Source organism: Nonomuraea composti (assembly GCF_012034275.1).
Taxonomy (GTDB): domain Bacteria; phylum Actinomycetota; class Actinomycetes; order Streptosporangiales; family Streptosporangiaceae; genus Nonomuraea; species Nonomuraea composti.
Window position 1 is genome coordinate 270374 of the sequence record NZ_JAATEP010000002.1, and the last position, 12183, is coordinate 282556.

A 12183-nucleotide genomic window follows, 5' to 3' on the forward strand; every position below is an offset into this window, starting at 1 on the left:
ATGCGCGAGATCACCCTGGCGGACCTGGACGACATCGCGACCGGCGCCGCCATCCTCGGCACGGGCGGCGGCGGCGACCCCCACATCGGCCGCCTCCTGGCCGCCTCCGCCGTGCGCGAGTACGGCCCCGTCAAGCTGTGCACGCTCGACGAGCTCCCTGACGAGGCCGCCCTCGTCCAGGTCGCCATGATGGGCGCGCCCACCGTGATGGTGGAGAAACTACCCTCCGTCGACCAGGTCTCCGCCGCCGCTGGCGCCCTCAGCGGCTACCTCGGCAGCGGCCTGACCCACATCGCCTGCTCCGAGGCGGGCGGCGTCAACTCCCTCATCCCGGTCGTCGCCGCCGCCCAGCTCGGGCTGCCCCTCGTGGACGCCGACGGCATGGGACGCGCCTTCCCCGAGATCCAGATGGTCCTGCCCACCCTGTACGGCGTGCGCGCCACCCCCATGGCCATCGCCGACGAGAAGGGCAACCGCGCCGTCCTCGACACCGTGGACAACCACTGGGCCGAACGCCTGGCCCGCTCCGCCACCATCGACATGGGCTGCTCCGCCATGATCAGCTCGTACGCGATGACCGGCGCCCAGGCCCGCGACTCGCTCGTGCCCGGCACCCTCAGCCTCTGCGCCGAGCTGGGCCGGCTCGTCCGCGAGGCCCGCGCCGCGCACACCGACCCCGTGGCCGCCGTCGTCGCCCGGCTCGGCGGCACCACGCTGTTCACCGGCAAGGTCACCGACGTCGAGCGCCGCACCGTCACCGGTTTCGCGCGCGGCACCGCCACCCTGTCCGGCCTCGACGGCGACGCCGGTGGCGAGCTGACGCTGCGCTTCCAGAACGAGTACCTGGTCGCCGAGGTGGACGGGCGGGTGTGGGCGACCGTACCGGACCTGATCTGCACCCTCGACCGCGAGAGCGGCGAGGCCGTCACCACCGAGGCGCTGCGGTTCGGGCAGCGGGTCACCGTCATCGCCGCGCCCGCCGACCCGCGCTGGCACACCCCCGAGGGCCTCGCCCTGGCCGGCCCCCGCTACTTCGGCTACGACCTCGACCCCGTGCGGGCCACCGGTGGCTCGGGCCACGACCTCGACCCCGTGCGGGCCACCCCTTCCTCCGGCCACGACCTCGACCCCGGACAGGCCGCCCGATGAGCTGGGAGCTGACCGAGGACGACCTGCCCGACCTGGCGCGCGGCGCCGCCGTCCTCGGCACGGGCGGCGGCGGCGACCCGTACGTCGGGCACCTGCTCGTCCGCCAGGCGATCCGCGAGCACGGCCCCATCACCGTGCTCGACCCCGACGACCTCGACGACGACACGCTCGTCATCCCCACCGCCCAGATGGGCGCCCCGACCGTCGTGCACGAGAAGCTGCCGCGCGGCACCGAGCCCGTCGCCGCCCTGCGCGCACTGGAGGCGCACCTGGGCCGGCGCGCCGGCGCCACCATGCCGATCGAGTGCGGCGGCATCAACTCGATGATCCCGCTCGTCGTGGCCGCCACGACCGGCCTGCCGGTCGTGGACGCCGACGGCATGGGCCGCGCCTTCCCCGAGCTGCAGATGGAGACCTTCGCCGTGTACGGGGTGCCGGGCTCGCCGATGGCCGTGGCCGGCGAACGCGGCGAGAGCGCCATCATCGACACCGGCGCCGACAACGCCCGCATGGAATGGCTGGCCCGCGGCGTCACGATCCGCCTCGGCGGCGTCGCCCACATCGCCGAGTACGCCATGACCGGCGCCCAGGTCAAACGCACCGCCGTACCCCGGACGCTGACCCTGGCCCGCACCGTCGGCCGCACCCTCCGCGAGGCCCGCTCCCGCGCCGCCGACCCCGTCGCCGCCCTGGCCGACGCGCTGCGCGACACCCTCTACGGGCACCTGCGCGTGCTGTTCCGCGGCAAGGTCACCGACGTCGAACGGCGCACCGAAGCCGGCTTCGCGCGCGGCAGGGCCGCGGCCGTGTCGTTCGATGGGCGGCACGAGCTGGAGCTCATGTTCCAGAACGAGCACCTGGTCGCCCTCGTGGACGGCGAGCCGCGCTGCGTCGTCCCCGACCTGGTGTGCGTGCTGGAGTCCGAGCAGGCCGAGCCCATCACCACCGAGAGCCTCCGGTACGGCCAGCGGATCACCGTCGTCGGCATCTCCACCCCCGCCCTCATGCGCACCCCCGAGGCGCTCGCGGTGTTCGGGCCCGCCGCGTTCGGCCTCCCCTACCCGTTCCGGCCCGTCGAGGAGGTCGCGTGAACGGGCGGACAGCGGTCATCATCGGTGGCGGGTCGGGGATCGGGCTGGAGGTGGCGCGGCGGGTGGTCGCGGCGGGCGGCCAGGTGGTACTCGGCGGCCGCACCCCAGCCCGCCTCGAGGCCGCAGCCGCCACCCTCACCAGAACCGCCCCCTCACCCACGGCCTCCACGCCTGCTGCGTCTTCGGACGCCGTGTCTTCGGGCGCCGTGTCTTCGGGCGTCGTGTCTTCGGGCGCCGTGTCCTCGGACGTCGTGTCCTGGCGGGTGGTGGACACCGCCGACCAGGAGTCGCTGGCCGCGTTCTTCGACGCGGTGGACCAGGTGGACCACCTCTTCACCCCGGCCGCCACCTACACCACGGGCCCGATGCGCGAGCTGAGCGACGAGGAGGCGCAGAGCCCGTTCGCCTCGAAGTTCTGGGGCCAGTACCACGCGGTGCGGCTCGCCCTGCCCAAGCTCACCGCCGACGCCTCGATCGTCCTGATGGCAGGCGCCGCCTCGGTCCGCCCGCCCGCCCCCGCGCCCGCCTACGTGGCGTGCAACGCGGCGATCGAAGGGCTCGGCCGCGGGCTGGCGGTCGAGCTGGCGCCCGTACGAGTGAACGTCGTCTCCCCAGGCACCATCGACGGCAACCTGTGGCGGCAACGCTCCGACGAGGTACGCGAGTCCGCCTTCGCCCAGTACTCCCGCGACGCGCTGCTCGCCCGGCCGGGCAGGGAGAGCGAGGTGGCGGACGCCGTCATGTTCCTGTTCACCAACACGTACATGACCGGCTCCACCCTCTACCCTGACGGAGGATACGCACTACGCTGACCCGCGCGCCGGCAGGAGGGGCACCGGTCAGCCGCGCCCGGGCAGGACCTGCACCCGTCGGTCGCGCTCAGGCAGGGATGGGGGCCGGTCAGTCAAAGCCGCGGGGCTCGTGCCGCCAGGCAAGGCTCGCGAAACATGCGTTCTCCGGCAAGGCCGGCGAACGCGCGTCCTCAGGCAAGGCCGGCGTAGAGCACGCCGGTCAGGCGCTCGGACAATGCGTCCTTGTGTGTCGGCCGGTCGGGAGGTTGTCGTTGGGGTGCCTGCACCGAGCCGGACGAAATGCCGCCGTCCGGGCGGTCAGCCGCTCAGGAAGCCGCCCGAGGCGTCGAGGTCGGTGCCGACCACGGCGGTGGCGTCGTCGGAGGCCAGCCACATGACCACGCGCGCCATCTCCTGCGGCTGCACGATCCGCTTGATCGGGTAGTCCTGCGCGATCTCCTCGTACGTAGTCCCGAACGCCTCCGCCGCCCGCCGCAGCATGGGCGTGTCCACGGCCCCGGGGGCGAAGGCGTTGACGCGGATGTTGCGGTCGGCGTACTCGAGGGCGGCGACCTTGGTGAGCGAGGCGACGGCGTGCTTGCTCGCGTTGTACGGCGCGATCGTGGCGAACCCCACCTCGGCCGAGATGGAGGCGGTGTTGACGATGACACCGGCGCGCTGCTCCAGCATGTGCGGGAGCTCGTACTTCATGGCCAGGAACACGCCGCCCGCGTTGGTCCGCCAGACCAGCTCGAAGTCCGCCATCGTCTGCTCGTGCAGGCGCGCCGCCTTGGGGCTTTCGATGCCGGCGTTGTTGAGTGCGATGTCAATGCGCCCGTGGCGGCGCACGCACTCGGCCACGAACGCCCGCACGTCGTCCTCCTTGGTGACGTCGGCCCGCATGTAGGTGGCCTCGCCGCCGAACTCCCTGATGGCCCGCTCGTGCCGCTGGCCAAGGTCTTCGCGTCGGCCGCAGAAGAACACCTTGGCGCCCTCGCGGGCCATCTCGTACGCCGTGGCCTGCCCGATCCCGGACGTCGCCCCGGTGATCAGCGCCACCTTGCCCGCGAAGCGTCCCCGGCGGTCGGCCCTGCCGGCCGAGGGGGCGGGCGGATTCTGCGTGTCCGCCATCGCGGCGGGGCCGGTGAACGCGCCCGCGGCCATCGCCATCGTGGCGCCGGTGGCGATGACGGCCCGTCTGGACGGTCGTGATCCTCGCGTCATGAGCTCTCCCGAGTGCGTCAGAGGTAGGGCCCATGCTGGGATGCCGCCCGAGAAACCGTCCAATAGCTGTCGCGATAACTGCTGGTTATGGAGCCAGGCCAGTCTGGTCGCGCTGGTCTGTGTCAGCAGGTCGTTCGGTGCGCCGCCGTGTGCCGGCGGTGAGGTCGCGCTTCGGGCGGCACAGCGCCCGAGCGTCGTCCGGTACCGGGCCCGGCCTCCTGGGTCTTTGGTCAGCCTGGTGGACGGCGACCGCTCGGGCTGGCGCGGTCTTTGGTCAGCCTGGTGGGTGGCGACCGCTCGGGCTGGCGCGGTCTTTGGTCAGCCTGACGCGTGGCCACCGGTCGGGCTGGCGCGGTCTTTGTCAGTTCGGCGCTGCTGCGGTGCTCGCGCGCCGCACCAGCGTCGGCACCACGCACGGAACGTCCTCGACGTCCTGTCCGTCCAGCAGGCGCAGCAGCACCTCCACCGAGCGGCGGCCCACCTCGCCATGATCCGGCCTGACCGTGGTCAGCGGCGGGATCAGGTAGCCGGCCTCCGGAATGTCGTCGAACCCGACAACGCTCACATCCTCCGGCACCCGCACCCCCAGCTCATGGAAGGCACGCAGCAGCCCGAGCGCCATGTGGTCGTTGGCGGCGAACACCGCCGTCACACCCTGGCGCTCGCCCAGCTCGAGCCCGGCCTGGTAACCGGACTCGGCGCTCCAGTCGCCGGCCACCACCTGGGGTGTCGGCCGACCGGCCTGCTCCAGAGTGCTGCGCCACGCCTCGACGCGCGCCTGGGCGTCCATGCGCTCGCGCGGGCCCGACACGTGCCAGACCGTCGAGTGCCCGAGGCGCAGCAGGTGCTCCACCGCCATCCGCACCCCCTCGGCCTGGTCGATGCGCACGGTCGGGACCGACTCGTCGGGGGCGGCCTCGACCGCGACGGCGGGCAGCCCGGCCGGCAGGTTGAACAGCGCGTTCGTGGCCGCCTGCTGCGACGGGAACACGGTGATCACGCCCGCCACGGTGTGGCTCGTCAGATCACTCATCGCCTCGATGATGCTGCCCCGGTCGAACCCCTCGGGCGTGACGATCGTGACCCCGTAACCGGCGGCACGCGCCGCCCGTCCGATGCCCAGCAGCGTGGAGGCCGGCCCGAACAGCACCGAGTCGAAGCTGATCACCCCGATGGTGTGCGCCTGCCGGCGGACCAGCCCGCGCGCCATGAGGTTGGGCCGGTAGTCGAGCTGCCGGATCGCCTCCAGCACCCGCCGCCGCGTCTCCTCGCGCACGTTGGGGCGTTCGTTTATCACCCGAGACACCGTCTGGGGAGACACTCCGGCCAGCCGCGCGACATCGCCGATCACCGCGGGGCGGCCCTCCCGGCGTGCACCCGCCACCTGACCCCCTTTACCTGTACCAACCGTGAGAACGATATCAGCCCTGCTCGTCCTGCCGAGCCCGCCGCCCGACCCGCTGGTCCGCCGCTCTCGCGACCCGCGTGCTGGAAGCGGCTCTGCCCTGGTACCGACACCGCTCTCTTCAAGAGATGTGCCCGGATCGCGGCGGCACTCGTGCGGCGGTTTTGGCAACGTTAACAACCCGGCCACCCGCCTGACGGTCCGCTCCTGTCGGCGGAGGTGTCGGCCAGGAGCGGTGTCCGGGCCGTGGGCAGCCCGGCGGCGGCAGCCCGCCGGCCGGGCAGCCTGCCGGCCGGGCAGCGGTCGCACACGCACGGCTTCTGCTGCGTGAACGGTGCCGACGTGTCCCTGCACGGACGACCCGGCCGCCCGATCAGGTCGCCTGTGTGGTGCGGCGGCCCTGGTCCGGTCGCGTGCGCGGTGCGGCCGCCCCGCCCACGTCACCCGTGTGACGCGGCCACCCCGATCGGTTCCACCCGCTTCAGGATCACCGCGTACGTGAACGCTCCCAGCAGCGCCACCCCCGAGATCACCATCAGCGGCACGGTGAACGACGACGTCCGATCCACGAGGACGCCGATCATGATGGGGCTGACGATGCCGGCGAAGTTCGAGGCGAAGTTCTGGATGCCGCCGATGGAGGCCACGTACCGGTCGGCGGGGGCGACGTCGGCGGGCAGGGACCAGATGTTGGCGGCGGCGAACGTCGAGCCGGCGTAGGCGACCGACAGCAGCGCCAGCGCCATCCACGCCTCCGGCACCCACACGGCGACGCCGATCACGGTCGAGACGAGGAAGCCGCCGGAGATGAACAGCTTCCTGACCTTGGTCACGGAGTCGCCGGCCGTGATGCGCCGGTCGGCGAGCCAGCCGCCGAGCCATTCGCCGCCGATGGCGACCAGGCCGGGCAGGGCGCCGAACAGGCCCAGCTTCAGCAGGCTGAACTCGCGCTCCTCCACGAGGTAGGTGGGGAAGAAGGTGAGGAAGAAGTAGACGACCATGTTGAGGCAGAAGAAGCCCAGCATCATGGCCCAGATCGTGCGGTAGCGGAACAGGTCCCGCCAGCGGATCCTGTCGGCCTCGCCGTGGTCGTCGCCCTCGAACCGGGCCCCGCCCTCCCGCAGGTAGGCCAGCTCCTCCTCGCTGATGCGGGGGTGCTCCTGCGGGTCGCGGTAGGTGCGCCACCATCCGTACGCCCACAGCAGCCCCACGACGCCGATCACGGCGAACGTCCACCGCCAGCCGAGCCAGGCGATGAGCCCGGTGACGACGGGCAGCGCGATGACGCCGCCGACCCGCGACCCGGAGTCCCAGATGCCGGTGGCCAGGGCGCGCTCGTGACGGGGGAACCAGCGGCCCACGACCTTGGCGCTGGTGGTGGCGGCGGGGCTCTCGCCGACGCCGAGCAGCAGCCGTACGCCGAACAGGGTGAGGAAGCTGCTCGCCAGGGCGGTCAGCGAGGTGAACAGCGACCACCACACGGACGCGAACGTGAACGTGCGGCGCGGCCCGTACCGGTCGACGAACCAGCCGGCGGCGAGCTGGAAGAAGTCGTAGGACCAGAAGAAGGCCGCGAGGATCATGCCCTCTTCGGTCTTGCTGAGCCGGAACGTCTCGCCCATGAACGGCAGGGCGACGCCGAGGCTGGCCCGGTCCAGGTAGTTGATGACGAGCCCGGCGAAGACGTAACTGATCATGTACCAGCGCAGCCGGCCGCGGACGGTGCTCCTGGAGGTTGTGGCCATCGCGATCCTCTGTAATATTTCCTATTGGATTTCGCACATGTTGCCTACGCTTCACCACGTACGTCAAGAGTGGTCAGGAAGGACGCGACCGTGACAGGTGAGCAGCAAAGCCCCCAGATAGGGCGCGCCCGCCGCAGTGTCCTCACCGAGGACGTCTACGAACGCGTCAAGGCCCTGATCATGAACGGCGACCTCGCACCCGGCGCCCGCGTGAACATCTACGCCGTCGCCCGCCTCCTCGACGTCTCCCAGACGCCGGTCCGCGAGGTGCTGGCCGCCCTGGAGTCGGAGGGGCTGCTCACCAAGCAGGCGCTGCGCGGCTACTCGGTCGCCCCCGTGCTCACCCTGTCCCAGGTGGCCGACCTCTACCAGCTCCGGCTGCTGCTGGAGCCGTGGGCCGCGGGCCGCGCGGCCGAGGCGATCACGCCGGGCGCCGCCGCACGCCTGCGCGCGGAGCTGGACAGCGTGCCGCAGGCCCCCCAGGGCACCCGGTACGAGGACTACCACGGCATAGCCGCCCACGACGCCCGCTTCCACGACCTGGTCGCCGAGCTGTCCGGCAGCCCGGCGCTGCGCGAGTCGCTGCAGCGCACGCACTGCCACCTGCACCTGTTCCGCATCGAGTACGAGGGCCGGCGCAGCGGCGAGCCCACGCTGGCCGAGCACGCCCGCATCGCCGAAGCCCTCACCGCGGGCCGCGCGCGGGAGGCCGAGCAGGCGATGCGCGACCACCTCGCCGCCGCCCGCGACCGTTTCCTCCGGATTGGACCGACCACGTGACGAAGATCGTCAGCGCCGCCGCCTTCCTGGTGGACATCCCCGTCGAGACCGAGCGCACCGACGCCGTGCAGGCGTTCGTCAAGCAGGAGACCGTGTTCGTGGAGCTGCGCACGGACGACGGGCTGACCGGCACCGGCTACTCCTACACGATCGGCACCGGCGGCCGGGCCGTGCTGTCGATGCTGCGCGACCACCTGCTGCCCCTGCTCGACGGCCGCGACGCGCGCGAGGTGGAGGCGGTCTGGCGGGAGCTGTTCGCCGTCACGCGCGCCACGACGGTCGGCGCGATCACGTCCCTGGCGCTGGCCGCCGTCGACACCGCGCTGTGGGACCTGCGCTGCCTGCGCGCCGGCGAGCCGCTGTGGCGCCTGGCGGGCGGCTTCCGCCGCGCCGTGCCCGTGTACGACACCGAGGGCGGCTGGCTGCACCTGCCCACCGAGGACCTGGTGCGCGGCGCGCTGGCGGCCAGGGACGCGGGCCTGCGCGGGGTCAAGCTCAAGATCGGCCGGCCGCGCGCCGAGGAGGACGCCGAACGTGTGGCCGCCGTCCGCGAGGCCGTCGGCCCCGGCATGGACATCATGGTGGACGCGAACCAGTCCATGACGTACGCGGAGGCCAGGCGGCGCGCGCACGCGCTGGAGCCGTACGCGGTGAGCTTCTTCGAGGAGCCGCTGCCGGCCGACGACGTGCAGGGGCACCGGGAGCTGGCCAGGTCCACCTCCATCCCGGTGGCGGTGGGGGAGTCGCTGTACTCGGTCGGGCAGTTCCGCGACTACCTGGCCCGCGGCGCGGCCTCGGTGGTGCAGGCGGACGTGGCCAGGGTCGGCGGCATCACGCCGTGGCTCAAGGTGGCCCACCTGGCGGAGGCGTTCAACGTGGCGCTGTGCCCGCACTTCCTGATGGAGCTGCACGTCAGCCTGGTCGCGGCGGTGCCGGCGGGCACGTACGTGGAGCACATCCCGCAGCTGCGCGCCGTCACCCTGACCGAGATGACCGTCGAGGACGGCCACGCCGTCGCCCCTGACGTGCCCGGCCTTGGCATCGCCTGGGACCGCGACGCGATGGACGATCTCCGCGTGGCCTAGCCGCCCCCGCCTGAAGCAACTGCCTCAAGTCCCCCAGAAAAGGCCCTCAGCAGATCACGGCTTTCGCGCCGGCAGCGAGCGGGAGCCGCAGGACGAACCGGGCGCCGCGCCCGTGGCTGTCCTCCAGGCGGAGCGAGCCCCCGTGCGCCTGTGCGATCTGCCGGGCGATCGCCAGCCCCAGCCCGGTCCCGCCGGCGTCCCGGTCGCGGGCGGTGTCGAGGCGGGCGAAGCGCTGGAAGACCAGCTCGCGCTTGTCCGCCTCGATCCCGGGCCCGTCGTCGATCACCTCCAGCCGGGCGACGCCGTTCGGGGAGCGCACGCTGTCCTGCTCGGCCGGGCTCTCGCGGCGCACGACGAGGGTGACGGTGGAGGCGGCGTGCCGTTCGGCGTTGTCGAGCAGGCTGGTGAGCAGGCGGGACAGCCCGGCCTCCTCGCCGTCGACCACGATGCCGGGCTGCAGCTCGTACGAGAAGCTCTTGCGCGTGCCGGCCCGGCCGCGGCACTGGGCGGCGACGAGCGCGGCCAGGTCGATCGGCTCGCAGGTCAGCGGGTGGTGCGCCTCCAGCCGGGCGATCGTGAGCAGGTCGCCGACGATGGCCTCGATCCGGTCGAGGCTGCCGAGCACCGCGGTGCCGAGCTTGGTCACGGTGGTGTCGTCGGGCGCGTACAGGGCGTCCTCCACCTCGGTGCGGATCGCCGCGATCGGGGTGCGCAGCTCGTGGGAGGCGTCGGAGGTGAAGTGGCGCTGCTGGCCCAGCGCGGCGTGCAGCCTGGCCAGGGTACGGTTCACGCTCCCGGCCAGGTCGTAGATCTCGTCGCGGCCGGGCGGCAGGGGCACCCGGCGCTCGGGGCAGGTGTCGCTGATCGTGTCGAGCTCCGCGCGGATGGCCGTCACCGGCCTGAGCGCGGTGGTGACGATGCGGTGGCCGAGGATGGTGATCGCCACGGCCATGAGGGTCGCCGCGCCGAGCACGGTCGCGGCCAGCCACGGGGTGACGTAGGGCGGCACGGTCGGGCCCGAGCTGTAGACGATCCAGTCCTGCCCCTGCCGGTAGGCCGACTGCGCGACGACGATGTGGCAGTCTCCGCCGGGGAAGACCCCGCCGCACACGACCCCGGTGGACATGGCCCGGGGGATGGGGGTGAAGCCGGCCATCGGCGGCCGGCCCCGTAGCTGCGGGGTGGAGGCGACAACGACGCCGGACGGGTTGACGACCTGCACGTTCCGGTCGGCGTGCTCGACCTGCGGCGGGCGCACCCCGTCGTGCTCGAGCTCGTGCGCGACCCGGCCCCCGTCGGCGGCGATCTCGCTCGTACGGTCCTCCGTCGCGTAGCGATGGATGGCGAGCATCACCGCGGCGGCCAGCATGGCGGACAGCAACGCCGCCATCACGCCGGCGAACATCGTGATGCGTCTGGTGATCGGCCAGTCGTGGCGGGCCCTCATGGGCCCAGTCGAGCACATTCACCGTAGCGGGAGGTGCACGCGGCGCTCTGGGGACGGCATGACCCAGGCCAATACCTCACCAAACCATCGGATCAGCCTCATTTCACCGCAAAACGCCCGCCGGTTCGGACAGCGGCAGGCGGACCACGAACCGCGCCCCGACCGGGCAGTCCTCGACGTCGAGCGACCCGCCGTGGGCCTCGCACGTCTCCCGGCTGATGGCCAGGCCGAGCCCGCTGCCGCCGGGATCGAGCCGCAGCCCCTCCGGCAGCCGGACGAACGGGTCGAAGATCCGCTCCCGATCCTCGGGGGCGATGCCCGTGCCGTCGTCCTGCACGACCACGACGGCCTGGTCGTTCACCTGCCCGACGGTGACCTCGACCCGGCCGTGGGCGTGGCGCCGCGCGTTCACCAGGAGGTTGGTCAGCACGCGGCCGAGCTGCACGGCCGAACCCCGCACCACCGGCCGCCCGTCCGCCCGCAGCAGGATCGGCACCCTGTCGCCGGGCAGGCCCGCCACCTCCTCCTCGACCAGGTCGGCCAGGTCGAGGGGCTGGTACTCCCCAGGTCGGGCGTTCTTGACGCGGGTGTAGGCCAGCAGGTCGTCGATGATCGCCTCAAGGCGTTCCGTGCTGTGCAGCGCGCCCGCCAGGGCGGCGTGCGCGTCCACCTCGCCGGGGTACATCAGCGCCTCCTCCAGCTGCGTGCGCAGCGCCGTGACCGGCGACCTCAGCTCGTGGGAGGCCAGCGCGGCGAAGCTGCGGTACGCGTTCACCGCCTTCTCCAGCCGGTCCAGATAGTCGTTGGAGGCGTGGGCGAACTCGGCGATCTCGTCGTCGTGGGAGGGCACCGGCACCCGCATCGCGAGGTCCTTCACCGTGGCCTCGCGCATCGCCGAGCTGATGGCCCGCACCGGGCGCAGGGTCCGGCCCACCACGACGGCGGTGCCCCAGGCGCCGGCCAGCGAGGCGACCAGCGCCGCGGCCCCGAACCCGGCCTCCAGGGAGCGCGTGGCCAGGGCGACGGGCTCCACGACCGCGGCGTAGATGTAGTGCGTCTCGCCCCGCAGCGGGGCGTCGGGCGCCTCGGCGTCCAGGCGCAGCGCCGTCACCAGGAAGCACCGGCCCCTGCTCCACGACGGGCAGACCGTGAAGTCGCGCATGCCGTCGCCGGGTCCGGGCCTGACCGTGCTCAGCGGGACGGACCTGATGACGGGCGCGTTGGCCGCCACCACCTGCCCGCGAGAGTTGACCAGTTGCAGGTATCTGGCTTGCGCCGTCGGCCTGACCGGCCTGGGCGGCGGGATGTAGCCGGGCCGCATCCTGCTGACCCAGTCGACCACGGCCATGTGCAGGTGGTCGGTGACGTCCACCCTGATCCGGTGGCGGATGCCGTAGACGGCCAGGGCGCCGACCGCCGTGAGGGCCGCCAGCAGCAGCGCTCCCACCGTGAGGGCGTAGCGCATG

10 protein-coding genes are annotated in these 12183 nt (G+C 72.8%); 5 read left to right on the top strand and 5 right to left on the bottom strand.

The genetic code is table 11. From position 1 onward, the window contains the following. From HCN51_RS04075 to HCN51_RS04085, 3 genes are read left to right on the top strand one after another with little or no spacing between them, the layout of a single operon-like run. Entirely contained in the window at positions 1-1149 is a 1149-nt protein-coding gene (locus HCN51_RS04075) for an S-methyl thiohydantoin desulfurase family protein (protein ID WP_168006883.1), read from the top strand. After that, the gene (locus HCN51_RS04080) at positions 1146-2240 is read left to right on the top strand and encodes an S-methyl thiohydantoin desulfurase family protein (protein WP_168006885.1); all 1095 of its coding nucleotides are present in this window, start codon (positions 1146-1148) and stop codon (positions 2238-2240) included. The genes HCN51_RS04075 and HCN51_RS04080 overlap by 4 nt, the downstream gene beginning before the upstream one ends. After that, complete coding sequence (locus HCN51_RS04085; RefSeq protein WP_168006887.1) at positions 2237-3052, top strand: SDR family oxidoreductase; 816 nt, start codon at positions 2237-2239, stop codon at positions 3050-3052. The genes HCN51_RS04080 and HCN51_RS04085 overlap by 4 nt, the downstream gene beginning before the upstream one ends. A gap of 297 nt (positions 3053-3349) precedes the next feature. On the opposite strand, the gene HCN51_RS04090 is transcribed toward HCN51_RS04085, so the two are convergent. The 3 genes from HCN51_RS04090 to HCN51_RS04100 form a co-directional block, all read right to left on the bottom strand. Next, positions 3350-4255, bottom strand: coding sequence for an SDR family NAD(P)-dependent oxidoreductase (locus tag HCN51_RS04090; RefSeq protein ID WP_206066536.1), 906 nt, complete (start codon positions 4253-4255; stop codon positions 3350-3352). Positions 4256-4616: 361 nt separating this feature from the next. Further along, on the bottom strand, positions 4617-5639 hold the full coding sequence (locus HCN51_RS04095; protein ID WP_168006889.1) for a substrate-binding domain-containing protein: 1023 nt from the start codon (positions 5637-5639) through the stop codon (positions 4617-4619). A 461-nt stretch (positions 5640-6100) separates the two neighbouring features. Next, positions 6101-7405 carry an MFS transporter gene (locus tag HCN51_RS04100; RefSeq protein WP_168006891.1) on the bottom strand — a complete coding sequence of 435 codons (1305 nt, stop codon included), beginning with the start codon at positions 7403-7405 and terminating at the stop codon, positions 6101-6103. A 90-nt stretch (positions 7406-7495) separates the two neighbouring features. Here HCN51_RS04100 and HCN51_RS04105 point away from each other — a divergent pair, with 90 nt between their 5' ends. Then, the gene (locus tag HCN51_RS04105; protein ID WP_206066537.1) at positions 7496-8185 is read left to right on the top strand and encodes an FCD domain-containing protein; all 690 of its coding nucleotides are present in this window, start codon (positions 7496-7498) and stop codon (positions 8183-8185) included. Continuing rightward, complete coding sequence (locus HCN51_RS04110; RefSeq protein ID WP_080037711.1) at positions 8182-9270, top strand: mandelate racemase/muconate lactonizing enzyme family protein; 1089 nt, start codon at positions 8182-8184, stop codon at positions 9268-9270. The genes HCN51_RS04105 and HCN51_RS04110 overlap by 4 nt, the downstream gene beginning before the upstream one ends. Before the next feature lie 46 nt (positions 9271-9316). On the opposite strand, the gene HCN51_RS04115 is transcribed toward HCN51_RS04110, so the two are convergent. Together HCN51_RS04115 and HCN51_RS04120 are read right to left on the bottom strand one after the other, a co-directional pair. Continuing rightward, positions 9317-10717, bottom strand: coding sequence for a HAMP domain-containing sensor histidine kinase (locus HCN51_RS04115; protein ID WP_168006893.1), 1401 nt, complete (start codon positions 10715-10717; stop codon positions 9317-9319). 103 nt (positions 10718-10820) lie between these two features. Then, a complete protein-coding gene (locus HCN51_RS04120; protein WP_168006895.1) occupies positions 10821-12182 on the bottom strand; it encodes a sensor histidine kinase in 1362 nt (453 codons plus the stop codon). Position 12183 lies beyond the last annotated feature (1 nt).